At 62.5% G+C, this 23,530-nt stretch carries 20 protein-coding genes and 1 pseudogene; 16 read left to right on the top strand and 5 right to left on the bottom strand.

The window, feature by feature from the left end:
* Positions 1-77 precede the first annotated feature (77 nt).
* From LB564_RS04800 to LB564_RS04735, 14 genes and pseudogenes are all read left to right on the top strand, one after another.
* Positions 78-2,567: a mechanosensitive ion channel family protein gene (locus LB564_RS04800; protein WP_224535437.1), complete on the top strand. Its 2,490-nt coding sequence runs from the start codon at positions 78-80 to the stop codon at positions 2,565-2,567.
* 152 nt (positions 2,568-2,719) lie between these two features.
* Positions 2,720-2,983 carry a hypothetical protein gene (locus LB564_RS04795; RefSeq protein WP_140701729.1) on the top strand — a complete coding sequence of 88 codons (264 nt, stop codon included), beginning with the start codon at positions 2,720-2,722 and terminating at the stop codon, positions 2,981-2,983.
* 224 nt (positions 2,984-3,207) lie between these two features.
* The gene (locus LB564_RS04790; protein ID WP_224535343.1) at positions 3,208-4,641 is read left to right on the top strand and encodes a UbiA family prenyltransferase; all 1,434 of its coding nucleotides are present in this window, start codon (positions 3,208-3,210) and stop codon (positions 4,639-4,641) included.
* A 2-nt stretch (positions 4,642-4,643) separates the two neighbouring features.
* Entirely contained in the window at positions 4,644-5,993 is a 1,350-nt protein-coding gene (locus LB564_RS04785) for an FAD-dependent oxidoreductase (protein WP_411910209.1), read from the top strand.
* Positions 5,994-6,116: 123 nt separating this feature from the next.
* Positions 6,117-6,551 carry an EamA family transporter gene (locus LB564_RS04780; RefSeq protein WP_140701726.1) on the top strand — a complete coding sequence of 145 codons (435 nt, stop codon included), beginning with the start codon at positions 6,117-6,119 and terminating at the stop codon, positions 6,549-6,551.
* Positions 6,548-7,525 (top strand): annotated as a pseudogene (locus LB564_RS04775) (NAD-dependent epimerase/dehydratase family protein); the annotation flags it as partial. The gene LB564_RS04780 and the pseudogene LB564_RS04775, both read left to right, overlap by 4 nt.
* Before the next feature lie 89 nt (positions 7,526-7,614).
* The gene (locus LB564_RS04770; protein WP_411910210.1) at positions 7,615-9,087 is read left to right on the top strand and encodes an aspartate aminotransferase family protein; all 1,473 of its coding nucleotides are present in this window, start codon (positions 7,615-7,617) and stop codon (positions 9,085-9,087) included.
* Positions 9,088-9,108: 21 nt separating this feature from the next.
* Complete coding sequence (locus tag LB564_RS04765) at positions 9,109-10,341, top strand: glycosyltransferase 87 family protein (protein ID WP_224535342.1); 1,233 nt, start codon at positions 9,109-9,111, stop codon at positions 10,339-10,341.
* On the top strand, positions 10,338-11,096 hold the full coding sequence (locus LB564_RS04760) for an FkbM family methyltransferase (protein ID WP_224535340.1): 759 nt from the start codon (positions 10,338-10,340) through the stop codon (positions 11,094-11,096). Before LB564_RS04765 ends, LB564_RS04760 begins: the two co-directional genes overlap by 4 nt.
* A gap of 151 nt (positions 11,097-11,247) precedes the next feature.
* Entirely contained in the window at positions 11,248-13,809 is a 2,562-nt protein-coding gene (locus tag LB564_RS04755; RefSeq protein ID WP_224535337.1) for an FAD-dependent oxidoreductase, read from the top strand.
* A gap of 94 nt (positions 13,810-13,903) precedes the next feature.
* On the top strand, positions 13,904-14,752 hold the full coding sequence (locus LB564_RS04750) for a DUF1194 domain-containing protein (RefSeq protein WP_224535335.1): 849 nt from the start codon (positions 13,904-13,906) through the stop codon (positions 14,750-14,752).
* A 118-nt stretch (positions 14,753-14,870) separates the two neighbouring features.
* Entirely contained in the window at positions 14,871-15,821 is a 951-nt protein-coding gene (locus tag LB564_RS04745; protein WP_224535333.1) for an ABC transporter substrate-binding protein, read from the top strand.
* Between the two features lie 68 nt (positions 15,822-15,889).
* Complete coding sequence (locus LB564_RS04740; protein WP_140701718.1) at positions 15,890-16,663, top strand: ABC transporter permease; 774 nt, start codon at positions 15,890-15,892, stop codon at positions 16,661-16,663.
* On the top strand, positions 16,660-17,457 hold the full coding sequence (locus LB564_RS04735) for an ABC transporter ATP-binding protein (RefSeq protein ID WP_224535331.1): 798 nt from the start codon (positions 16,660-16,662) through the stop codon (positions 17,455-17,457). Before LB564_RS04740 ends, LB564_RS04735 begins: the two co-directional genes overlap by 4 nt.
* Positions 17,458-17,473: 16 nt before the next feature.
* Here LB564_RS04735 and LB564_RS04730 read toward each other — a convergent pair whose 3' ends face one another.
* From LB564_RS04730 to LB564_RS04725, 3 genes are all read right to left on the bottom strand, one after another.
* Positions 17,474-18,487 carry a GlxA family transcriptional regulator gene (locus LB564_RS04730; protein ID WP_263491614.1) on the bottom strand — a complete coding sequence of 338 codons (1,014 nt, stop codon included), beginning with the start codon at positions 18,485-18,487 and terminating at the stop codon, positions 17,474-17,476.
* Between the two features lie 261 nt (positions 18,488-18,748).
* Positions 18,749-18,883 (bottom strand): hypothetical protein, encoded by a 135-nt coding sequence (locus LB564_RS31465; protein WP_013894968.1) that lies wholly within the window; start codon positions 18,881-18,883, stop codon positions 18,749-18,751.
* Between the two features lie 447 nt (positions 18,884-19,330).
* Positions 19,331-19,516 (bottom strand): hypothetical protein, encoded by a 186-nt coding sequence (locus tag LB564_RS04725; protein ID WP_027145885.1) that lies wholly within the window; start codon positions 19,514-19,516, stop codon positions 19,331-19,333.
* Between the two features lie 218 nt (positions 19,517-19,734).
* On the opposite strand from LB564_RS04725, the gene LB564_RS04720 reads away from it, so the two are divergent.
* Positions 19,735-20,634 carry a LysR substrate-binding domain-containing protein gene (locus LB564_RS04720; RefSeq protein WP_015317416.1) on the top strand — a complete coding sequence of 300 codons (900 nt, stop codon included), beginning with the start codon at positions 19,735-19,737 and terminating at the stop codon, positions 20,632-20,634.
* Between the two features lie 53 nt (positions 20,635-20,687).
* On the opposite strand, the gene LB564_RS04715 is transcribed toward LB564_RS04720, so the two are convergent.
* Entirely contained in the window at positions 20,688-21,647 is a 960-nt protein-coding gene (locus tag LB564_RS04715; protein WP_224535329.1) for an alpha/beta hydrolase, read from the bottom strand.
* A 236-nt stretch (positions 21,648-21,883) separates the two neighbouring features.
* Positions 21,884-22,069 (bottom strand): hypothetical protein, encoded by a 186-nt coding sequence (locus tag LB564_RS04710; protein ID WP_224535327.1) that lies wholly within the window; start codon positions 22,067-22,069, stop codon positions 21,884-21,886.
* Positions 22,070-22,396: 327 nt separating this feature from the next.
* On the opposite strand from LB564_RS04710, the gene LB564_RS04705 reads away from it, so the two are divergent.
* Positions 22,397-23,401, top strand: a complete 1,005-nt coding sequence (locus tag LB564_RS04705) for an acyltransferase family protein (protein WP_224535325.1) — start codon at positions 22,397-22,399, stop codon at positions 23,399-23,401.
* The last annotated feature ends 129 nt before the right edge of the window (positions 23,402-23,530 follow it).

The raw sequence follows: 23,530 nt of genomic DNA, 5'->3' as shown, positions 1-23,530 counted from the left end.
CTTGCCCCATGATATGGCCGTCTTTATCAAGGACAGGCTTTTTGAATGCCTTTTCCGCCCGCGAGTCGCCGATCCACATGTTTTTCCGATTGCTTCGCCTCATCCTGGTCCTGGCGCTTGTCGTTTCGGCGCCGCTGTCGTTCGAGGCGGCGGCGCAAGGCGTTGGCCAGGCGCCCGCCGGACTGGTCGCCGACCAGCAGAAGATCATCCAGGGCCTGACGACGAAGACCGACAATTTCGAGAAGCAGATCCAGCAGGATGGCGTGGACGACGGCAGTCTCGTCGACATCCGGCTGCAACTGGAGGAGCTTTCACGGCAATCGTTGAACAGTGCATTGGCCTTCCGCACGCGCCTGGGCGAAATCAACAGCCGGCTCGAACAGCTCGGGCCGCCGCCTGCGGCCGGCCAGCCGGCGGAGCCCGACATCGTCAGCGCCGAGCGCGAGGGGCTGACGTCGGAAAAGGCGGAGATCAACGCGGTCATCGCGCAGGCCCAGACCCTGTCGATCCGCATCAGCGGACTGATCGACCAGATCGGCAACATGCGCAGCGCGCTTTTCCGCAATCTTTTGACCAAACGCTATGTGCTCTCTGACGCCTTGAGCCCGCAGGTCTTTTCCGACGCGCGCGACGAGTTCGACAATTTCTACAAGGCGGTGTCGTCCTGGCTTAGCTTTGCCATCAAGTTCAAGTTCCAGGCCATCCTGGCGGCAACCTTCGTGGCGCTCGGCCTGGCGCTGGTGCTGCTGGTCGGCGGGAGGCGCCTGTTTGGGCGCGTGTTCGAGGCCGACTCCACGAACGAGGACCCGTCCTATCTCAGCCGCCTGTCGGTGGCCTTCTGGTCAACCCTGCTGCCGACGCTGGCGGTCGCCGCCTTTCTCGGTTCAACCATCTTCTTTTTCAATTATTACAACGTTTTGCGTGGCGACATTGGCCTCTTCCTCAATGCCTTGGCCACCGTCATCGGCGTGGTGTTCTGCGTCAACCGGCTGACCAACGCGGCACTCGAGCCGCGTTTGCCCAACTGGCGCCTCATCCCCGTCGAGACCGGGCCGGCGCGCTGGTTGGTCCGCCTGACCACCGCCATGGCCGTGGTCATCAGCTTCAACACCTTCTTGTCGGTCGTGAACGACAAGATGGGGTCGCCGCTGTCGCTGACCATCGCGCGCAGTTTCGTCGCCACCATCATCGTCGGCGTCATCCTGATCCTGATGGCGATGCTGAGGCCTTTCAAGGCTCGTGACGGAAGCTGGCGCCCATGGCCTGCATGGCTGCGCTATACCTCGCTCGGGCTCGGGCTTTTCACCATCATCGCGGCGCTGCTGGGGTATATCGGCCTCGCGCTGTTCGTCTCGCTGCAGGTCGTGGTCACCGGCACCGCGCTGATAACAGCCTATATCGGCTTCCTGTCGGCGCAGGCGATCGGCGAGGAGGGCGCGTTCGCCAACACCTCGGTCGGGCGCTGGCTGTCGGCCAATTCCAGCTACGAGGATACCGCGCTCGACCAGCTCGGTCTTGTGGTCAGCATCGCCATCAACGTCATGATCGTGCTGGTGTTCCTGCCGCTGATCCTCTTGATGTGGGGTTTTCAGCCCGGCGATATCGAGGCGTGGGCGTACAAGCTCGCCACCGGGATCAATATCGGTTCGGTGACGATCTCGGTCACCGGCATCCTGTCGGGCATCGTCGTCTTCGTCATCGGCTATTTCCTGACGCGCTGGTTCCAGGGCTGGCTCGACGGCTCGGTCATGGCGCGCGGCAAGGTCGATACCGGGGTGCGCAACTCGATCCGGCTGGCGGTCGGCTATGCCGGCGTGGCGCTTGCGGCACTGGTCGGCATCTCGGCCGCCGGCATCGATCTCTCCAGCCTGGCGCTGGTCGCCGGCGCGCTCTCGCTCGGTATCGGCTTTGGCCTGCAGAACGTGGTGTCGAATTTCGTCTCGGGCCTGATCCTGCTGGCCGAGCGGCCGTTCAAGGTCGGCGACTGGATCGTGGCCGGCGACGTCAGCGGCACGGTCAAGAAGATCAGCGTGCGCGCCACCGAGATCGAGACCTTCCAGCGGCAGTCGGTGATCCTGCCCAATTCCAACCTGATCAACAATGCCGTCGGCAACTGGACGCACCGCAACAAGCTCGGCCGCATCGACATCAAGGTCGGCGTCGCCTACGGCAGCGACGTCAAGCAGGTCCACGCCGTCCTGCTCGACATCGCGCGCAGCCATCCGCTGGTGCTTAAGAACCCCGAGCCCTTCGTGCTGTTTTCCAATTTCGGCGCCGCGGCGCTCGAATTCGAGATCCGCGTGTTCCTGGCCGATGTGATGAACGGCAATGTCGTGCAGAACGATGTCCGCTTCGCCGTGCTGGAAAGATTCGATGACCAGCACATCGAAATCCCGTCCACGCCGCGCGCGGTCGTCGAGGCCAGGACGCACGTGGCATGGCCGACCGATGACGACAAGATCGAGGCCGATTTCGCCGAACAGGCAGAGGCCAAGGCGCAAGCCGAGGCCGAGGCGAAACGCCAGGCCAAGTCAGGCCGCAAGACGCGCAAGCCCGATCCGGATTAGGCTGGACATTGCCGGCTACATGCCGCCAAAGCCAATTGCGGCATGAATGCGGCATTCAGTTGCGGTTCAGCTTCCATCTCATATAAGCTCCCATGCAAAGGCGAGAATGCCTTGTGAAATGCAACAGAGGCGGTGGGAACACCGATATTGCAATGTGGAAGTCTCTCGTCGCTGCCGTGGCCCTGCTCGCCGTGAGCGGCTCGGCCCATGCCGCCAGCGCGGTCAACAAGGACGCCCAGACCCGCACGCTGGTCGTGACCGAGGGCGGCAGCAAGACCGAGCTGGCGCTGGCCGGCGGTGAAACCGTCGAGTTCTGCCAGAATGGCTGCTTCGTCACCTTGCCGAACGGTGACCTCGAAGCCCTGACCGGTTCGGAAACCATCGAGATTTCCGGCGGCGTCGCCCGCATCAAGTAATCTCCGTCGCATGGTTGGAAAGGCCGGGCATTTGTCCGGCCTTTTATCGTTTCCGGTAGCGGTTGCTTAACAATGAAGCCGGAAATACCTGGCGGCAGCCGTCTGCAACCGCACGTTTTAACGTTCGCTAGGCCATACCCCGCTATACCGCTATCCAAGACGCCGAAACACGGCGCTCAACGGGGTTCCGGTTTCGGATCATACGCGGGCAGGGCAGGACGGGCATGGATGCGCGGTCGGACAGGAACGCAATACCGCTTGCGGTCGATCTCGACGGCACGCTGATCGCGACCGATCTTTTGTGGGAAGGATTGTTCATCCTCCTCAAGAAGAACCCGCTCTATCTCTTCCTTGTGCCGTTCTGGGCGGCCGGCGGACCGGCTCGGCTGAAGCAGGCGATCGCCAGGCGCATCGACATCGACCCGGCCACGCTGCCCTACCGGGCGTCATTGCTCGACCGGCTCCGCGGCGAGCACGCCGAAGGCCGCAAGCTCGTGCTGGCGACCGGCACGCCGCGCAAGTTCGCCGATGCCATTGCTGTCCATCTCGGCATTTTCGACCGGGTGCTGGCCACTGACGGCCTCGACAATCTCACTTCGGACAAGAAGCGAGCCTCGCTCGTCGCGGCCTATGGCGATGCCGGTTTCGACTATGCCGGCAACAGCCGTCATGACCTCCAGGTCTTCGACGCGGCGCGCAGCGCGATCGTCGTCGCACCCGACCGTCACGCCGCGCGTTGGCAGGCGGCGCATGGTGCCGAAACGATGCCTGCGCCGAAGCCGACATTGCGGACCATCGTCAAGATGCTGCGGGTGCATCAGTGGCTGAAGAACTCGCTGATCGGCGTGCCGATGATGCTGTCGCACGAATATTTCAATTCCAGCATGATCTGGGAATGCCTGCTGGCGTTCATCTCGTTCAGCGCGGTGGCGTCGGCGATCTATATCCTCAATGATTTCTTTGATCTCGCGCTCGACCGCAAGCATCTCACCAAACGCAACAGGCCATTCGCCAGTGGTGCTCTGTCGATCCCGTTCGGCCTTGGCGCGATCGCGGTGCTGCTGACGATCGGCATGGGCACCGGGCTGTTCCTGTCGCTTGAATTCCTGGCTGTGCTCGGCGGCTACATGATCGTCACCACGGCTTACTCGCTGTCGTTCAAGCGCATGCTTCTGGTCGACGTGCTGACGCTTGCCGGTCTCTATACGGTCCGTGTGCTGGCGGGCGCGGCCGCGACCGGCGTCGACGTTTCATTCTGGCTGCTCGCCTTCTCGATTTTCTTTTTCCTGTCGCTGGCGCTGGTGAAGCGCTTCGTCGAACTGCGCACCACCGCCATTCCGCCGGGCGAGCGTATTGCCGGCCGCGGCTATCGGACCGAAGACCAGGAGATCGTTGCCCAGGCCGGCATGGCTTCGGCCTTCTCCTCGGCGCTGGTACTGGCGCTCTACATGGACAGCGTCGCGGTGCGCGAACTCTATCCGCATCCCTGGCTGATCTGGCCGCTGGCGCCGATCGTGCTCTATCTCACCATGCGCGTCTGGATCCTGGCGCGCCGCGACGAAATGCACGACGACCCGGTCGTCTTCATCATCCGCGACTGGCGCAGTCAGATCGTGGTGGCGATCGGCGCCGTGCTGCTGGTCATCGGGGGCTGGTAGCCATGGCCGAACGCTTTCAGAGCTTTGGCCTTGCCACGCCGCCAGCGGCAAGGACGATGCATGCCGATGACGCCATTGCATTGCTGAAGGGCGGTCAGGCGAGACAAGCGTCGCTGCTTGCCTATGGCAATGGCCGGTCCTACGGCGATTCCTGCCAGAACCAGGCCGGCACGGTCATCGACATGCGGCCCCTGAACCGCATTCGCGGCTTCAATGCCGAGACCGGCCTCCTCGAAGCGGATGCCGGTGTGCTGCTCGCGGATGTCATCGCCTATGCCGCGCCTCATGGCTTCTTCCCGGCCGTGGTCCCCGGCACACAATTCGTCACGCTCGGCGGCGCCATTGCCAACGATGTCCACGGCAAAAACCATCACCGGCGCGGCACGTTCGGGTGCCATGTGGAGAGCTTTACGCTGCTGCGGTCGGATGGACGGACCTATCGTTGCTCGGCGACCGACAATGCGCGCCTGTTCCGGGCGACCATCGGCGGCATGGGCCTCACTGGCCTCATCCTGTCGGCCTCGATCCGGCTGATGCGGGTTCCGTCGCTCGACATCGTGGAAAAGACGACGCGGTTTCGCGACCTCGGCGAATATTTCGACCTGGCCGAAGCGGCGGACCAGGCCAATGAATATGCCGTCGCCTGGATCGACCAGCTAGCCGGCGGCCGCAACAGCGGACGGGGGCTGCTGTTTACCGGCAACCACGCCGAGCACGGCTCGCACGCGGCCGCGCGCGCCAGCGCGAAATTCTTCGTGCCGTTCCAGCCGGCATTCAACGTTCTCAACCGGCCGTTCCTGACCGCTTTCAACGCCGCCTACAGGTGGAAAAAGGGCAGGGCCACCGGGCCGCGCCAGGTCGAATACCAGGGCTTCTTCTTTCCGCTCGACGGTGTGCGCGACTGGAACAGGCTTTACGGCCCGAAGGGGCTGTTTCAGCACCAGAGCGTGGTCCCGGAAGAGGCCGCGCGCACGATCGTGCCGGCGCTGCTCGCGGCCGCCCGGCGGGCCCGGCAAGGATCGTTCCTCACCGTCCTGAAGCGCTTCGGTTCGACCCGCTCGCCGGCACTGCTGTCGTTCCCCAGGCCGGGTTACACGCTGACGCTCGATTTCCCCAACAGAGGCGCGGCGACGATTGCCCTGCTGGGCGAGCTCGACCGCATGACGATCGCGGCTGGGGGCGCGGTCAACCCCTACAAGGACGCGCGCATGGCTGCCGCGACCTTCACCGCTTCGTTCCCGGACTGGCCGGAGCTGGAAGCCCTGCGCGACCCCGCCTTCATATCCGATTTCTGGGCGCGCACCGCCGGGAGCATCGAGCTGGGGCGGCGCGGTTCGGAAGCCGCCGAATAGATAAAAATTGAATAGATCATGGTTTATGAACGGTTAACGTCGAGGTTTACTCAAAATTGTCTTGTGAGTTCACGAAATCTTTTCAAGTCTGTATTACTTGAGATTACGGGTTGGCGGGTTGAAATGAAATATATCGTCTTCATTCTCTTTACGGTCATGACCAATGCCGCTGCGCAGCTCATGCTGAAGCAGGGCATGATGTCGCTTGGCCCCATTTCATTCGAGGGCACCAATCCGTTGATCAAGCTGCTGCAGATCGTCTTCAGCCCCTGGGTCTTCCTTGGCTTGTGCACCTTCGTGATTTCGATGGCCTCGCACCTCTATGTGCTGTCCAAGGTCGAACTCTCCTTTGCCTATCCCTTCCTCAGCCTGGCTTACGTGGCCGTCGCCATCTTCGCCTATTTCGTCTTCCGCGAGGATCTCAATGGCTGGCGCATCGCCGGCATCGCCTTCATCTGCGTCGGTACGGTGCTGATCGCGCAAAGTGGCCGAGGGCATGAGGACCAGACCGCTTCCATCACATCAGACAAGATCCCTGCAAACGAGACCGTTCGATGAGACATGTGATTTTCGGCGGTGACGGCTTCGTCGGCCGCCACCTTGCCCCGAAGCTTGTGGCGGATGGTGAAGAGGTCGTCGTCGCCGATATCGTCAAGAGCGACCTTGCGCATTACCGCAATGCCCGCTTCATCAAGTGCGATGTCACGGATTCCGCGTCGGTCGCCGCCGTCGGGCTGAAGGCAGACGATATGGTCTACAATCTGTCGGCCAAGATGCTGTCGCCGATCCAGGTGCGGGCCAAGCGGCATGACTTCTTCTTCCCGGTCAACTTCCATGGCACCGAGCACATCATGCAGGCCATGGACAAGGCCGGCGCGCCAAAACTTGTCCACTACACGACCGACATGATCTACGGCCACACGGTCACCCAGCCGATGACCGAGGAGCATACGGTCGCGCCGCTCGGCGAATATGGCTGGTCGAAGCAGAAGACCGAGGAACTGGCCGCCGAATGGCGCAAGCGCGGCATGTCGATCTCGCTGTTCAGGCCGCGCCTGATCATCGGGCCCGGCCGGCTCGGCATATTGGAAAAGCTGTTCAAGCTGATCGATTGGAACCTTCCGGTGCCGATGATCGGTTCGGGCAAGAACCCCTATCAGTTCATCTCGGTGTTCGACTGCGCCGAGGCCGCCCGCGCCGCCTGGAAGGCCGGTGTCCCCAACGAGGCCTATAATCTCGGCTCGCTCAACCCGCCGCCGGTGAAGAAATTGCTTGGCGACCTGATCCGGCATGCCGGTTCGAAGTCGATCCTGTTGCCAACGCCAGGCTGGGCGGTCAAGCGCACGCTGGACCTGCTCGATCTCATGAACATGCCGATCATGGATCCGGAGCAATATCTGATCGCCGACGAGGACTGCGTGCTCGACGTGTCCAAGGCCGAGCGCCAGCTCGGCTGGGTGCCCCAATATCGCGACGAGGACATGCTGATCGCCGCCTATAGCGAATACCGCGCCAAGAAGGCGGGTCCCGCCGTCGCCGCCAACATGTGCCCGCCGAATAGCGGCCCGCCAAACAGTTTTATGGCGCACGACGCTGGTCGTAGCGCGGACAGGAGATTGAAATGACCGTGATGGCTAAACCCGAGCAGACGAATGCGCGCACCCTGGTCAGCGCGCCGGCGCTGTCGCCCGCCACCGTCGCCAAGCCCGACCTGATCAGCGTCGAGCAGGCCAAGGCGATGGACGTCGCGCGCATGACGGATCTGTTCAAAGCACATCTCAACCCCGGCCAGCTGCATTTCATGAAGCTGCTCGGCTTCCACAAGATCAAGATCGAGCGTGCCGAGGGCATGTTCTACATCGACCAGAACGGTCGCAAGATCCTCGATTTCTTCGGCGGCTTCGGCTCGCTGGCCTTCGGCCACAACCATCCGCGCATCCTAGAGGCGCGGAAGCAGTTCCAGGAGGAGAAGCGCCAGGAAATCGCCATCGCCTTCATGTCGCAATACGCGGCGGCATTGGCGCACAATATCGCGAAGTGCTCACCTGGCGATCTCGACATGGTGTTTTTGGGCTCGTCCGGTTCGGAAGCGATGGAAGCGGCGGTGAAGCTCGCCGAGCGTGCCGCCGGCCCGAAACGGCCGAAGATCGTCTATGCCGAGAATTCCTTCCACGGCAAGACCAAGGGTGTGCTGGGCATCACCGACGGCCAGCTCTACCGCGCCGACTTCAAGATGGCCGACAATACCGTGCGGATTCCCTTCGGCGACATCGAGGCGGTCGAACGCCTGTTCCGTACCGATCCGGAGATCGGCGTCATCGTGCTCGAAACCATCCAGGGCGGCGGCGGCATCATCCAGGCGCCGACTGAGTATTGGCAAAAGCTGCGGGCGCTGTGCGACCAGTATGGCGTGCTGTGGGTCGCCGACGAAGTCCAGTGCGGCTATGGCCGCTCGGGCCGCTTCTATGCCTTCGAGCATTATGGCGTCGTGCCTGACGTGACGGCACTGGCCAAATCGCTTGGCGCCGGCAAGGCCGCGGTCGGTGCGATGATCGCGCGCCGCGAAATCTACATGAAGGCCTACGGCACGCCGAAGACGGCGATGATCCATGCCATGGCCACTTTCGGCGGCATGGGCGAGGCGTGCGCCACCGCGATCGAGGGCATCAACGTGCTCTACGATGAGGGGCTGATCGACAACGCCGCCGTCACCGGTAACTATCTGCTGCAGCGCCTGCAGGCGCTCAGGGAAAGATATCCCAAGATCATCAAGGACGTGCGCGGCAAGGGCTTCATGATCGGCCTGGAGTTCCACGACTTCTCGCAGACCTTGCCGATGGTGCTGCGCCCGGTCGTCAGCGTGCTCGACGACAAGCTCAAGGGCTCGCTGTCCGGCTTCGTCGGCGCGCTGCTCCTGCGCGACTATGACGTGCTTGTCGCCTTCACCGAATACAACCGTAACGTCATCCGGCTCGAGCCGCCGCTGATCTGCCAGCGCGAACATGTCGACCGCTTCGTCGATGCCTTCGACAGCCTGTTGTCGCGCGGCATCGTGTCGATCGTGAAGGACTTCGTCAAAAGCCAGGTCCGTTAACGAGGTTTGCGGAACACTGTCATGCTGACCAAGTCGCCCGCTCCGCAAAATCCACTCGACCGGCTCGTCGAGACCGGTCTGGCGTGGGGCGAGGGGACCTATGCGCGGCTGGCGGCTCCGATCGGCGCGGCGGCCTTCGCGCTCTATATCCTTTTGACGGCGTTCACGGCCTGGGTGATGCCCGACGCCAACTGGGACATGCTGCCCTATCTCGCCATATCGGAGGAGGGCACCTACCCCAATCCCCAGGCGCTGCATGACTATGCCTACGACACCGTCAAATCGGGTGTCTCGGCCGGCGGTTACAAGGCGCTGACCGACGATGGCGGCGGCTTCCGCAGCCATATGGCTGAGAATGCGGCCGACTTCCATTCGCTGCTCGGCATGTACCGGATCAAGTTTCTCTACGCCGAGATCCTGTCGACGCTAAGCGCGGTGATGTCACCGGTCGCGGCGATGCGCCTGGTGCAGGTGTTCTCGGTGCTCCTGTTTGGTGCCATCACATTGCTCTGGCTGCGCGGGGAAAAGGCGTTGGCCTTGGCGCCGGTGATCGGCGCGGTTCTGATCATGGCCGATTTCGGCGACGCCGCGCGCGCTTCGACACCGGACCTGCTCACGTCAGCGCTCTTGCTGGGTGGTCTCTATGCCTATGTCCGAGGCCGCGAGGCGGCAACGGCCATCCTGCTCTTCCTGGCCTTCATGGTGCGGCCGGACAATATTGTTTTCCTTGCGATTTTCGCGATATTGCTGGTCGCCTTCCGGCAGAAGGCCTGGGGCGCGCTGGCCGGTTTCGCCGCGTCTTTCGTCGCGTATTTCGCCATTTCGCACTGGGCTCATCATCCTGGCTGGTGGCCACATCTGTGGTTCTCCAGCATCGAGCAACACTACGACATGGATGGGTTCGAGCCGGCGTTTTCGCTTATCGCCTATCTCAAGGCGTTCTCCGCATCGCTGCTACGCGCCGTCAACCTGAACAGATGGGTCGGGGTTTCGGTGCTGGCGCTGGCCGGCTGGTTCGCGGCCGGCCGCGCTGGCTTCCGCCTCGACCGCCGCGCCGGCATCCTGTTCGCGGCGCTGGTGCTCGGCGCGCTGGCCAAATTCACCGTCTTCCCGATCCACGATACGCGTATCTATTTCCCGCATCTGATCCCGCCATTTCTGCTGCTGGCGCCACCCTTCATGGCGTTGTGGGCAGCGGTCACCCGCGGCCAGCACCGCGCCGCCTTGCACGTCCTATCAGGAGACAAATCATGAGTTCGGTTTCCAATCTGGCGCGCATTGCCCTGTCGCTTGGCCTTCCAGCCGGCTTGCTCGATCGCGGGCCGTCGCTGCGCGGCACCAAGTTCCTGGCCAAGGCGGCGCTTAAGGCACGCTTCGGCGGCGGCGGCCGGCCATTCCAGATGGTCAATGTCGGCGCCTGCGATGGCGCGCTGTTCGATGACGTGACGCCCTGGCTGCACCGCATTCCCAAAGCCCGCGCCATGCTGGTCGAGCCGATCCCCTACAATCAGAAGCGGCTGCGCGCCAACTATCCCGATACCGGGCGTTTCATCATCGAGCCGGTGGCGGTGACGAAAACCAGGGGCACGATCACCGTCCATACTTTCGATGCCGCGGCGCTGGAGGCCGGCACGCTGCCGATCGAATTCATTGGCTGCTCATCGGTGACCGACACCAATTTGATGTCCGGCAAGAATGCCTGGGGCGAGGCCGACGCCAACTTCAACAAGTTCGCGCCGCATCTGAAAGACATCGAGGTGCCGTCGGAGACGTTGCAGACATTGCTCGACCGCAACGGCATCAGCCACATCGACGCCTTCCTCGTCGATTGCGAAGGCGCCGACTGGATCGTCTTCGAACAGCTCGACCTGAAGCGTTACCGTCCCGGCATGATCAAGGTCGAGGTCGGCGCTTTACCAGCGGCAGAAATCGGCCAGGTCGTTGTCAAGCTGAAGACGGCGGGCTACCAGGTCGGTTTCCAGGCCGAGGATGTCTGGGCGTTTGCCTGACAGGCAGCCGTTTTCCCTGATTTATGACGGGTCGCGCCGCACCTGCGGCGTGTCGCAAACAGGCGGTAGCGCCGTGCCCGCCGCCTGCATATTGTGCGCCGATCAGACGGGCGCCGACGCCGCCCGCAACAGCACTTTGGAGTCGCGGGCAATGGCAGAGTTTCCGAAAAAGGTGAAGGTCGTCATCATTGGCCTCGGCGGCATCGTGGGCGCGTCGATCGCCCATCATCTGATCGAACGCGGCTGGACCGACATTGTCGGCATCGACAAGTCGGGCATCCCGACCGATATCGGCTCGACCGCGCATGCGTCGGACTTCTGCTACACCACCAGCCACGATTTCCTGTCCTGCTGGACGACGCTCTACTCCATCGATTTCTACGAGAAGATGGGCCATTACGCGCGTGTCGGCGGCCTCGAGGTCGCCCGCGTCGGCGACGACGGGCGCATGGACGAGATCAAGCGCAAGATCGCTTCGGCCAAGGCCTTCGGCACCCGCGCGCGCCTGATCGAGCCCGCCGAGATCAAGGAAAAATTCCCGCTCATAGAAGAGGATCTGGTGCAGGGCGGCCTGTGGGATCCGGACGCCGGCCTCGTCATCCCACGCTCGCAGACGGTTGCCGGCAAGCTGGTCGATCAGGCGGAAGCCTCGGGCAAGCTCAAATCCTTCGCCAACACGCCTGCGAAGTCGCTTGTCGCCAAGGACGGCCGCATCAGCGCCGTGGTGACCGACCGCGGCACGATCGAGGCCGATTACGTCATTGTCTGCGCCGGCATCTGGGGCCGGCTGATCGCCGAGATGGTGGGCGAGGACCTGCCGGTCATGCCGATCGACCACCCGCTGACCTTCTTCGGGCCCTACACCGAGTTCGCCGGCACCGGCAAGGAGATCGGCTGGCCGCTGCTGCGCGACCAGGGCAACTCGGCCTATATGCGCGACACCGGCGACCCCAAGACCGCCGAGGGCGGCCAGATCGAGTGGGGCTATTACGAAGAGACCAATCCGCGCCTCTGCCACCCGCGCGATCTGCTTGAGAAGGACCAGGCGCGGCTGTCGCCGTCGCAGCGCGATCTCGACATGGAGCAGATCCTGGCACCACTCGAACGCGCCATGGAGCTGACGCCGATCCTGGGCGAACTCGGCTACAATGAAGGCCATTCCTTCAACGGCTTGCTGCAGGTGACCGCCGATGGCGGGCCGTCGATGGGCGAGAGCCAGAAGGTGAGGGGTCTCTGGTACGCCGTCGCCATCTGGGTCAAGGACGGCCCTGGCATGGGCAAGCTGATCGCCGACTGGATGACCGACGGCCGCACCGCGATCGACCACCACGCCATCGATTATGCGCGTTTCTATCCGCACCAGACCAAGGAACAGTTCATCTGGGATCGCTGCACCGAAACGGCGATGAAGGTCTACAATCCGGCGGTGCATCCGCGCGAACCTTTCTCCAAGGGCCGCAACATCAGGCGCTCGCCCTTCTGGGAGCGCGAGAAGGAACTCGGCGGCTATTTCATGGAACTCGGCGGCTGGGAGCGCGCCCACGGCTACGCCGCCAACGAGCATCTGCTCGAGAAGTACGGCAACCGGGTACCGGTGCGCGAGAACGAGTGGGACAACCGCCATTTCTGGCGGGTGTCCAATGCCGAGCATCTGGCGATGAGCGAGGATTGCGGCATCGTCAACCTCTCGCATTTCTCGATGTATGACATCGAGGGACCCGACCACGTCGCGCTGCTGGAATGGCTGTGCGCGGCCAAGATCGGCGGCGACAACAATATCGGCAAGGGCATCTACACCCACTTCCTCGACGAGGAAGGCATGGTGCGCGCCGACTTCACCGTGATCCGCATGGCCGATCGCTGCCGGCTGATCGACGGCGCCGACGCCGGGCCGCGCGACTTCCGCTACATGCAGCGCACCGCGCAGGACAAAGGGTTCGACGTCACCATCACCGATGTGACCGAGAAGTACGTCACCATCGGGATATGGGGGCCGAACGCCCGCACCACCTTGCAGAAGGTGGTCGAGAACCCGGATGGACTTTCGCCGGAGAATTTTCCATTCGCGGCGATCAAGCCGGTCCGCATCGGCGGCAAGGATGTCACCGCCTTCCGTATCTCCTATGTCGGCGAGCAGGGCTGGGAGCTGCATATGCGCTACGAGGATGGTCTGGCCGTCTGGGACGCGCTGCGCTCGACCGGCGTGATGCCGTTCGGCGTCGAGACCTACGCCAACACGCGCCGCATGGAGAAGAGCCTGCGGCTGCAGAATGCCGACCTGTTGACCGAGTACAATCTGCTGGAAGCCGATCTCGCCCGGCCGAAGGTCAAGGAGAATGATTTCTGCGGCAAGGCCAAGCATGTCGAATACCGCGAACGCGCAAATCAGCCGGCCATGCTGTGCACGCTGGTGATGACCGAGAATACGGATTCCAAGGGTGTTGCCCGTTATCCCGTCGGCATCATGCCGGTGATCGACCCCGAGAGCGGAGAAACGCTGGTCGACGAACTTGGCCGCCGTTCCTTCACCACATCGGTCGCCTATGGCCCGACCATCGGCAAGAACATAGCGCTCGCCTATCTGCCCTGGGCCTATGCGCAGGAGGGCCGCAAACTGAATGTCGAGTATTTTGGCGAGACCTATCCGGTTGAAGTCGCCGGTGTCGGCTACAAGCCGCTCTACGATCCGGAAAATCTGAAGCCGCGGAGCTGATTTGCCCGGTGGAATAATGGACTGATCGCAAAAGCCTGGTTTGGAGCCGGGCTTTTGTCTTTTTAACCGGGCTGTTTTCGCTTACCCTTGCGGAATGTCTGCTTTCCCCCGCGCAAGACATCTGCTTTCCGGCTGCGCTGCCCTGGCGCTGACGCTCTGGCTGGTGCCGGGATCCCGCGCCGACGAGCCGGTCGATGTCGAGCTGGTGCTGGCGGTCGACGTTTCGCTGTCGATGTCGCCGGACGAGCTCGAGATCCAGCGTCACGGCTACGCGGCAGCGCTGACGCATGACAATGTGCTGCAGGCGATCGCCGACGGCGCCTATGGCAAGATCGCCGTCACCTATGTCGAATGGGCTGGCACCAACTGGCAACGCGTCATCGTGCCGTGGACGATGATCGCGACGCGGGCCGACGCGGAGCGGGTGGTGGCGCAATTGTCGGCCCAGCCACCCAACAGCGCGCGGCGCACCTCGATCTCCGGCGCGCTGGAGTTCGGCAGCGACCTTTTCGCCGAAAGCGGCTACCAGGGAACCAAGCGCGTCATCGACATTTCGGGCGACGGGCCAAACAACCAGGGCGCGCCGGTCAATCTCACCCGCGACGCGGTGGTCAGGCAAGGCATCGTCATCAACGGTCTGCCGCTGATGACGCGAGGCGGTTTTTCCGGCGTCTATGATGTCAACGATCTCGACCGCTACTACAGCGACTGCGTTATCGGCGGCGCCGGCGCCTTCATGATCCCGGTCAACGACTGGACGCAATTTCCCGAGGCCATCCGCCGCAAGCTGGTGCTGGAGCTTGCCGGTCCGGCGTCACCGCTATGGGCGGCGGAGGAGGCGAATCATCCACCAGTGGTGCTGGCGCAGGACAAGCCGGCCACCGACTGCGAGATCGGCGAGAAAATGTGGCGCAACCGCAACTGGATGCCCGACAGCCGCTAGAGCAATTCCAAACCAGGTTACCGCGTGCTGCCGGTGTCGCCGAACACGTTCCTGTTGATTGACAAGCCGATTGGCGTCTGTGAACAATTTGCCCCAGAGAAACAAAAGGGGAACTGATATGAACAGGATCGCCGTCCTTGCCGCGACATTGACACTTGCCGCCGGTCTGTCCGCGCCGGCCATGGCCGCCACATCACTCACCATCGGCATCAGCGGCTGGACCGGCTTCGCGCCGCTGACGCTTGCCAAGCAGGCGGGGCTGTTCGAGAAGCATGGCCTCGACGTAACCTTGAAGAAGGTGCCGCAGGCCAGTCGTCCGCTCGCCATGGCCAGCGGCGACTTGCAATGCGCCGCCACCACGGTCGAGACATGGCTGGTCTGGAACGCCAGCGGGGTGACCACCAAGCAGATTTTCCAGCTTGACAAATCCTATGGCGCCGACGGCATCGTGGTGCGCAACGACATCAAGACCGTCGCCGATCTCAAGGGCAAGAACGTGGCGTCCTCCGCCCCGGGAACGTCGCCCTATTTCATGCTGGCCTGGGTGCTGAACAAGAACGGCATGTCGACCAAGGACGTGACGGTCGTCAATCTCGAGCCCGACGCGGCGGCGCAAGCCTTCCTCGCCGGCCAGAACGATGCGGCGGTCACCTACGAGCCCTTCATCTCGGCCGTGCGCGACAAGGCCGACCAGGGCCATATCCTGGCGACCACGCTCGACTATCCCATGGTTCTCGACACGGTCGGCTGCACGCCCGAATTCCTCAAGGCCAATCCCGACGCCGCCAAGGCACTGGCCGACAGTTATTTCGACGCGCTCGACCTGATCAAGAAGGATCCCCAGAAATCCTACGAGATCATGGGCGCCGACGTGAAGCAGTCGGCCAAGGAATTCGAGGATTCGGCGAAGTATCTGAAATGGGCCGACAAGGCCGAGAACAAGACGTTCTTCACCAAGGAGTTCCAGGACTTTTCCAAGACCGCCGGCGAGTTGCTGCTGCAGATGGGTCTGATCAAGGAGGCGCCCGACGTCGCCACGCTGGCCGACATCAGCGCCGTGGCGAATTGACGGTTCAACCCTTGGACACTTTGCGGTGGCGCCGAGCGCCGCCGCCTTGCCGCTGACAAAGGACGAAGATGCGCCCCTTGCATCCTGTCTCCCCGGGCCTGCGAACCGTGCTCGGCATTTCCTTCTTCGTGCTGTTCGTGGCCTTCTGGGCCTGGATCACGCTTGGCGGCCACGTCAACCGCATCTTCCTCGCCGATCCGCTGTCGATGCTGCGGGATGGCTGGCGGCTGCTGGTCGAGGATCGTTTCTGGCTCGACATACTGATCACCATCTGGCGGGTCTTCGGCGGCTTCGTGCTGGCCTCGGTCGTCGCGGTGCCGCTCGGCATCGCCATGGGCGCCTGGAAGCCGGTGGAAGCCTTTCTGGAGCCGTTCGTCTCCTTTGCCCGCTATCTTCCGGCGTCGGCCTTCATTCCGCTGCTCATCCTGTGGGCGGGTATCGGCGAACTGGAGAAGCTGCTGGTCATTTTCGTCGGCTCGGTGTTCCAGATCATCCTGATCGTCGCGGTCAAGGTCGGGTCGACGCGGCGTGACCTTGTCGAGGCCGCCTATACGCTGGGCTCGACCAACAATGGCATCGTCAGACGGGTGATCATGCCGGCCAACGCGCCCGAGATCGCCGAGACGCTGCGGCTGGTGCTCGGCTGGGCCTGGACCTACGTCATCGTCGCCGAACTGATCGGCTCGTCGTCAGGCATCGGCTACATGATCATCAACAGCCAATCGCGGCTGGCGACCGGGCAGATCATCTTCGGCATCATCGTCATCGGTCTGATCGGGCTGCTCTCCGACTTCGCTTTCAAGGCCTTCAACCGCTGGCTCTTTCCGTGGAGCCTGGCGTGAGCAAGCTCCTCATCGAGGGCGTCTCGCGAACCTTCGCCGGCGTGCGGGGCGGAGAGCCCGTCAGGGCGCTGATGCCGATCGACCTGGCGGTCGCCGCCAACGACTTCATCACCATCCTGGGGCCGTCGGGTTGCGGAAAGTCGACGCTGCTGAGGATCGTCGCCGGTCTGGAGGCGCCAAGCGAAGGCCGCGTGCTGCTCGACGGCAAGGCGGTGACGAGGCCCGGGCCGGACCGCGGCATGGTCTTCCAGTCCTACACGCTGTTTCCCTGGCTGACAGTGGCGGAAAACATCGCCTTCGGCCTGCGCGAACGCGGCATGGCCGAGAAGGAGCGGGACGGCATCGTCGCGTCCTATGTCGATCTCGTCGGGCTGAAAGGGTTCGAGAACCATTGGCCGAAGCAGCTTTCGGGCGGCATGCAGCAGCGCACCGCGATCGCCCGCGCCTTGGCCAACGATCCGGAAATCCTGTTGCTGGATGAGCCGTTCGGGGCGCTGGACAACCAGACGCGCGGACTGATGCAGGAGTTGCTGCTCGGCATCTGGGAAAGGCGCAAGAAGACGGTGCTGTTCGTCACCCACGACATCGAGGAAGCGATCTTCATGGCCTCGCGCGTGATCGTGATGACGGCGAGGCCCGGCCGCATCAAGTCGGATGTCGCCATCGACCTGCCGCATCCGCGCCATTACACGCTGAAGACCAGTCCCGAATTCTCTGCGCTGAAGGCGCGGCTGACCGAGGACATCCGCGTCGAGGCGATGCGGACGGCGCAAGTGCAGCCGGCCGAGGGTTGATCAGGACCCTGTCCGATCAGGCCGCCAGCAGCTGCTTGCGGTCGACGCGTTCCTGCTGCGGCGAGCGGGCATAGAGCTCGCGGTAGCATTTGGAGAAATGCGAGGCCGAGACGAAGCCGCAGGCGACCGCCACCTCGACCACCGGCATCGACGACTGGATCAAGAGATGCCGTGCGCGGTCGAGGCGGATTTCCAGATAGTAGCGGGCCGGCGAGCGTCCCATCTCGGTGCGGAACAGGCGCTCGATCTGGCGGCGCGACAGGTCGACATGGTCGGCGATCTCGATCAGCGACAGCGGCTCGGAGAGATTGGCCTCCATCAGCTCGATGATGGTCAGCACTTTGGAGTTTTGCACGCCGAGCCGGGCGCGCAGCGGCAGGCGCTGGCGGTCGGTCGGGCTGCGCACGCGGTCGGTCAGCACCTGCTCGCAGACCCGGTTGACGAGGCTCTCGTCGAAATCGTCGCCAATCAGCTTCAGCATCATGTCGAGCGCGGCGGTGCCGCCGGCGCAGGTGTAGATGTTCTGGTCGATCTCGAACAGGTCGGCAAAGACATTGGCTTTCGGGAAGGCCTCGGAAAAGCCCGGCAGGTTTTCCCAATGGATGGCGCAGCGCTTGTTCGACAACAGCCCGGCAGCGGCGAGGATATGCGCACCCGTGCACAGGCCACCGACCGCAACGCCGCGATTGTATTCCTCACGCAGCCAGGCAAAGGCCGACTTATTCTGGTAGCGCTCGACATTGATGCCGCTGCAGACGATGGCCATGTTGGGGCGATCCGGCCCCGCCATCTTCTTGCGTTCCTCCTCCAGCGAGGTGTTGACGGCGCATTCGACGCCGTTGGAGGCGCGCACCGGCTTGCCGTCGATGCTGGCAAGGCGCCAGCGATAGGCCTCATAGCCGAGCATCCGATTGGCGGAGCGCAGCGGGTCGAGCGCGGTCGCAAAAGCGATCATGGTAAAATCGGGAACAAGGAAGAACACAAACGATCGCTTGATCGGATGCTTGACGGCGTTCACGGGGAACCTCATCTGGCCATGACGCGAACAGGATGTCGCGAATAGCATAGCGACATCAGGAAAAACCATGCTTGTCAATCGGCTACGCTGGCTGAGCGGGATTATATTTGCGACATGGGTCGCAAATGGGCAATTGCTGTGCGCGATGCCCCCGGGAAGCAGCGCCGACTGTTCAGGCGGCGGGCAAAAGGCAACAAAAACGCCGCCTTGGCCGGAGCCAGGCGGCGCTACAGTCTTAAAGCAGCGGCAGGGACGCGCTGCCTCGAAAAAGGGTCAGGCGACGAAGCCAAGACGGGCCGCGGCCATCGCGCCGGTCTGGCCGGGCATGGTGTTGGCGAGGCGCTGGCGCTCGAGAGCGGTGGTCAGGTTCATTTCGCGGCGGGCGAAGAGGCGGGCAAAAAGCTTCATGATCATCTCCAATCGGTTGCTCGCGGATCGTCCCGAAAATCGAATTTTCGGAAAGCACGATGCGCAGACTCAAAGTGTTAGAGCGTACTTTGTGCCTCCAGTTGGACGCACGTCGCTCTAAACGGGTCGCCTTCGCTTGATGGAGTGGGGCAGCTCGTTTGCTGACGGTGATATAGGCTTGTGTGAGCGGAAACTAAATCGCAAAAGCGAAGCGCTTGATATGAAAAGCGACACCGAATGCGACAAATTTGGGCGGCTTAGGGGTGGATCACCCCGCATTTGCCAATGTTTACAGCGGTTTAGTCTGAAAAATGAGCTGCTATGCGGCTTGCTCATATGCGCCATGCAACGGCGGCATGGCTCCTGAATTCGTTTGAATACAAATAAAATAGAGAAGGCCTGCCGGGCGGGTTGCGCGGCAGGCCTTCAGCATGGGGTACACACGATCTACTTTGCTCCAGCCCAGGATCCGACGCCATTGCGAATGCCGGTCTTGGTGTCGGAAGCTTCCGGCCAGCCGATATCCTTCTGCAACTCGATCGGCAGGGAACGGATGGCGCGTTCGGTCTGGTAGCGGGCGCGGGCCGCGTTGAATTCGGTCGCGATGCGGCCGAGGGACGAGAGGATAGACATATCGATCTCCTTTGCTGCGGCGCGGGAGGCGCCGGCAATGCCTTACGTCAGGTCTGTTACAGCTTCATTTCACGTCGAATGCAGGTCCGCGTCATGGTCGTTTGGTGACCGCTTTGGCAGCATGCTGCTTCGATGGAGTTGACTATGCTCCTGATCTGATGTTCAATCAAACGAAATGGAATGATGCTTTGTATCAGAAAAATTGAAGGCTAATCGCCATGAACGCCCCGCTTAATCATCCGCTGCCGCTGCTCGACCTCGACGTTTTGCGCACCTTCGTGGCGATTGCCGAGACCGGCAGTTTCACCACGGCGGCCAATGCGGTGTTCCGCACGCCGTCGGCTGTCTCCATGCAGATAAAGAAGCTGGAGGACATTCTCGGCCGCTCGGTGTTCGCGCGCGACGCGCGTTCGGTGACGCTGACCACGGACGGCGAAATGCTGCTCGGCTATGCCCGCCGGCTTTTGTCGATCAACCGCGAGGTGGTGTCGAAGTTCATCATTCCCGACATTGTCGGCGTGGTGCGGCTGGGGTCGCCGGACGACTATGGCGAGCGTGTGCTGCCGCATGTGCTGAAGCGCTTCGCGCAGTCGCATCCCTCGATCGCCGTCGACGTCACCATCGACCAGAGCAGCAATCTGCGCCGCCGCATGGATGACCGCGCGCTCGACATCACGCTATTGACAAACTCCTACAAGACCAGCGCGCTCGGCGCCGAGGTGCTTTTGACCGAACCGATCGTGTGGGCCGGCGCCAAGGGCGGCTGCGCGCATCTGCGCGAACCGCTGCCGGTGTCATTGTGGGAAGAGGGCTGCGCCTGGCGGGCCGGTGCGCTCGAGGCATTGGGCCGCGAGGGCCGCAACTACCGCGTCGCCTATATGAGCGCGCATACGGCCGGCCAGCGCGCCGCCATCATGGCCGACCTCGCGGTGGCGCCGCTGCCGCGATCGTTCCTCGGCAACGACATGGTCGAACTCTGCCCGAAGGACGGTATGCCCGATATCGGTACCTACAATCTGGCCATGGTGGTGGCGCCGGACGCCAGCGCGCCGGTCAAGGCCGTCGCCGACCATATCCGCGCGACCTTCGAAGTGTTCCGGGAAACCGGCAAGTTCTGATCCGGCCGAACGCCGGATCAGGCCGTAGAGCGGTTCAGCGTTTCCAGGAATTGCTATTTCGCGGCCTCGGCGGACTGCCAGCCCGGTCCGGCCATGCGTTTTCTTTCGGAACGGCCATGCGCGGGCTGCGGGCGCAGAAAGGCGGCTATGCGGTCGCGCGCGCGTCGCGATTCCGGCATGTCGATCAACGGCCAGACGTGGAACATGCCTTCCTCGTAGACGACATCGACCTCGACGCCGGCGGCACGCGCCTTCTCTGCGAAGATCAGATTGTCCGGGCTGAGCAGATCGTGCGAGCCGGTCAAAAGCAGGGTCTTGGGCAGGACTGAGAGGTTGCCGTAGAGCGGGCTGATGTGCCAATCGCGGCGGTCGATGCCGGCGCTGTACATGCGGATCGCCTCGAGTCCGCCTGGAATGCCCAGCCAAGGGTCGTTGCGCTCCGCCTCGAACACTTCGGGATTGGCAAGCGACATGTCGAGCCCTGGCGAAATCAGCACATGGCGCGACGGCAGCGGCAAACCTTCCTCGGCCGCCATCATCGTCAGCACCACGGCCATGTTGCCGCCGGCGGAATCGCCCATGAAGACGATATCCTCGGCTTCGGTCTCGTCGAGCATCCGGCGGTAGACGTCGCCGACCATGCCGAACATGGCGTGGAAATCATGTTCGGGCGCGATTGGATAGATCGGTACCGTGATGCCGTAGCCCAGCCGATCCGCCATGTCAGCGATCAGGTGCCAGTGATAGGCCGTTATTTCAAAGACATAGGCGCCGCCATGCAAATACAGTATCCGCTTGCGCTCGCCAGCCCTTGCGGCGATCTCGTAGACCGGGAAGCCGTCGACGGTGCGCGTCGTGATGTCGAAACGCTGGCGCAGCAAGGCCGGCGGATGATGATCTTCCGTCTTGCGTGCATAGGCGATCCAGCGCTGCAGGTTTTCCGGGCTGGAAAAAGCCTTCTTGCGGCTATGCCTGAGCACGAAGGACACGACGTGGCTTTTCAAACTTGGCATGCGGATACACGAACTTCGGCTGCAGCCGACTAAGAGAACCCCCACTATCTCAAGATCGTGTCCTGCCGCGAAATGTCAAGCTTTACGCTGTGTCCACACGTCGCTGTGATAAACGTTGCTCTTGCACCAGAGGTCAGCGGCGCGGCAGAAGGGCCGCGCGCAGCCGGGTGCTGGTGGCCGGAACCGTGCGCGGGTCCCGGCGCCTGCCGAGCAGTCTGCATTGTCGGCGAAGGTCATCAGCGCGACGTGCCCAGCAGCAACGAGGTGAGTGCCGCCTGCGGGTCGCTCGGCGGCAAGGCCGGCCAACCGATATCCTTCTGGACATGTGCCGGCAGATTGTTCAGCGCGCGGATCGCCCTGTTCCTGGCATGGGTCCGCCTGATGGCCACACCGAAGCGGCCGAGATTCTCGAACATCGACATTTTCTTCTCCCTTGAAGAGCAGCGGCGGCCGAAGACTATTCCCGGCCGCCGCTCGACGTCCGCTGAATGCGCCCGCCATGTATCTGGTGAATTTCACGAAAACAGCGTTTTGGTTTCCAGATCAGCCGATCCGGAAACATTTGCATGCAAATGAAATTGTCGGGGGTCGGCACCCTGAGCGGTACCCCGTCGGCCGCGCTGGAACGAGCAAAAGCAAAGCCTCCCTTCTACTTTAAGTTTTACCGCGTTGACAAAGGGGGGGCGATATTCGCTATTGTGCACTGCAGCATTTGGAGGTGCTAATTTAGGTTGGTAGGAGTGTCGGGCGTGAATGACATCCATAGTATCCAATATCTACGAGGCCTCGCCGCCTTCGCGGTGGTTTTCTTTCACATCAGCGAGCAGTTCGGCGGTCCGTTCCGTGTTGGCGCGGCAGGCGTCGACCTGTTTTTTGTCATCAGCGGTTTCATCATGTGGGTGACCACGGTCAATCGCCCTGTCGATCCACAGCGTTTCATGTGGCGACGGATCGTTCGTATCGTGCCGCTTTACTGGATTGTCACGCTGCTGACCGCCCTGGCAATTTTCCTCAAGCCGCAATTTCTCTTCGGGCATGTGTTGAGCCCCACGAATTTTGTAGGCTCGCTGTTGTTTCTTCCGGTCCTGCAGGATGGATCCCTTCATCCCGTGGTGATCCAGGGCTGGACGCTGTGTTATGAAATGATGTTTTACGTCATTTTCGCCTTGGCTCTCTTGCTGGGCGAGAAGCTGCGTTTTGCCGCGCTGATTGGCGTGCTGAGCTTGATAGTCGTGTTGAACCTGCTGCTGCTGAAGGGTTATCCGGAGGCGTTTACCTCTCCCATCGTCCTGGAGTTCGCGGCCGGCGTCGTCGTCGGGCGGCTGTGGATGAAGGATGTTCGGCTCCAGCTTGTGTTGGCGCTGTCGCTGGTTGCTGGGGGATTGCTCTTGCTGGTGGCGGCCCAGATGCTCGACCCGGAAATGCCACGGGTCCTGCGTTGGGGTATTCCGGCGACGCTGGTCGTTGCCGGCGCGGTTTTCGCCGAGCGCGCCAAACCGTTCAGACCAATGGCCTTGTTCACATTTTTCGGAAATGCCTCGTATTCGATTTACATCTGGCATGTGCTGGTGGTTGTCGCGGTCACCGGCATCACATTGCGGCTCGGGGTTCCGCCAGGTTGGCAGCCCGCGACGATCGCCATTGTCAGCATTGCGCTTTGCGCCATGCTTTATCTGGTGATTGAAAAGCCGCTCACCAGGTTTCTCAACCCGTCACGCGCCAGGAGCTTGCCGCCACCTGAAACACGGGCCTAGAGCCGTTCCGCATTTCACGGAATCGCCGAACGGCTCCAACTCTTTGTTTTCACGCAATCCCCAAGGGGAAGCGCTACGCGCTTCTCCCGGGAAAACCGTTTCACACTTTTCCTGGAATTGCTCTAAGGC

The sequence above is a fragment of the Mesorhizobium sp. ES1-6 genome, assembly GCF_020164775.1.
GTDB lineage: Bacteria > Pseudomonadota > Alphaproteobacteria > Rhizobiales > Rhizobiaceae > Mesorhizobium.
Note: the sequence above shows the minus strand (reverse complement) of the source record. Positions and strands in the feature narration are given on the sequence as shown.

Coding starts and splice junctions, on each gene's coding strand:
- LB564_RS04750 (WP_224535335.1), top strand. CDS start 13,904: ATGTCTGCTTTCCCCCGCGCAAGACATCTGCTTTCCGGCTGCGCTGCC.
- LB564_RS04730 (WP_263491614.1), bottom strand. CDS start 18,487: ATGAGGTTCCCCGTGAACGCCGTCAAGCATCCGATCAAGCGATCGTTT.
- LB564_RS04720 (WP_015317416.1), top strand. CDS start 19,735: ATGAACGCCCCGCTTAATCATCCGCTGCCGCTGCTCGACCTCGACGTT.
- LB564_RS04740 (WP_140701718.1), top strand. CDS start 15,890: ATGCGCCCCTTGCATCCTGTCTCCCCGGGCCTGCGAACCGTGCTCGGC.
- LB564_RS04785 (WP_411910209.1), top strand. CDS start 4,644: ATGGCCGAACGCTTTCAGAGCTTTGGCCTTGCCACGCCGCCAGCGGCA.
- LB564_RS04770 (WP_411910210.1), top strand. CDS start 7,615: ATGACCGTGATGGCTAAACCCGAGCAGACGAATGCGCGCACCCTGGTC.
- LB564_RS04765 (WP_224535342.1), top strand. CDS start 9,109: ATGCTGACCAAGTCGCCCGCTCCGCAAAATCCACTCGACCGGCTCGTC.
- LB564_RS04710 (WP_224535327.1), bottom strand. CDS start 22,069: ATGTCGATGTTCGAGAATCTCGGCCGCTTCGGTGTGGCCATCAGGCGG.
- LB564_RS04715 (WP_224535329.1), bottom strand. CDS start 21,647: ATGCCAAGTTTGAAAAGCCACGTCGTGTCCTTCGTGCTCAGGCATAGC.
- LB564_RS04755 (WP_224535337.1), top strand. CDS start 11,248: ATGGCAGAGTTTCCGAAAAAGGTGAAGGTCGTCATCATTGGCCTCGGC.
- LB564_RS04725 (WP_027145885.1), bottom strand. CDS start 19,516: ATGTCTATCCTCTCGTCCCTCGGCCGCATCGCGACCGAATTCAACGCG.
- LB564_RS04790 (WP_224535343.1), top strand. CDS start 3,208: ATGGATGCGCGGTCGGACAGGAACGCAATACCGCTTGCGGTCGATCTC.
- LB564_RS04760 (WP_224535340.1), top strand. CDS start 10,338: ATGAGTTCGGTTTCCAATCTGGCGCGCATTGCCCTGTCGCTTGGCCTT.
- LB564_RS04800 (WP_224535437.1), top strand. CDS start 78: ATGTTTTTCCGATTGCTTCGCCTCATCCTGGTCCTGGCGCTTGTCGTT.
- LB564_RS04780 (WP_140701726.1), top strand. CDS start 6,117: ATGAAATATATCGTCTTCATTCTCTTTACGGTCATGACCAATGCCGCT.
- LB564_RS31465 (WP_013894968.1), bottom strand. CDS start 18,883: ATGAAGCTTTTTGCCCGCCTCTTCGCCCGCCGCGAAATGAACCTGACC.
- LB564_RS04745 (WP_224535333.1), top strand. CDS start 14,871: ATGAACAGGATCGCCGTCCTTGCCGCGACATTGACACTTGCCGCCGGT.
- LB564_RS04795 (WP_140701729.1), top strand. CDS start 2,720: ATGTGGAAGTCTCTCGTCGCTGCCGTGGCCCTGCTCGCCGTGAGCGGC.